This is a genomic window from Micromonospora sp. AMSO1212t, from assembly GCF_008868145.1.
GTDB lineage: Bacteria > Actinomycetota > Actinomycetes > Mycobacteriales > Micromonosporaceae > Micromonospora > Micromonospora tulbaghiae.
On the sequence record NZ_WBKS01000291.1, the window covers coordinates 1 to 489 of the forward strand.

The 489-nt window shown below is 71.2% G+C and carries 1 protein-coding gene; it reads right to left on the minus strand.

All coding sequences use genetic code 11. The features are described 5' to 3' along the window. Positions 1-489, minus strand: a 489-nt coding sequence (locus F8279_RS30440) for a hypothetical protein (protein ID WP_192580807.1), incomplete at both ends; no start/stop codon positions are given.

A 489-nucleotide genomic window follows, 5' to 3' on the forward strand; every position in this document is an offset into this window, starting at 1 on the left:
CGGCGACCGAGGACCCCATCAGCGCCATCGCACGCGGCGGGTCATTGCTCAGCCCACCGGCGAAGGTGGTCCCGATCGAGGACGCGGCGACCATCCGCCGTGCGAGATGGTCGGCGAGGGAGGCCTTGCCGGTCAGGTGGGCGGGCCGGTCGACGCCCCAGACCGCGGTGTCCGAGTGGCCGTGATCCACCGCCGCGAGTTCCTCGTCGATCGCTCGGAGTTCGGCCCGTAGCACCTCCGTGGTGTGCGTCATCGAGAGGTGCTTCTTCAGCCATCGCTTCGGTCGGGTCGTGCCCCACGCACTGCCGCCGAAGTGGATCCGCCGCAGGATCGTCCGCTTGGCGTGCAGGGCCTCCGCGCTGTTCGCCCGCAGGGTCCCGGTAGGGCCGACCACCCCCTCGGCGGCGACTTGGGCGAACAGCCCCGCGAGGCCAAGCACGAGGGACCGGTCGCTCGCGTCCGACCGGATTTTCAGTCGACCGTCGACGA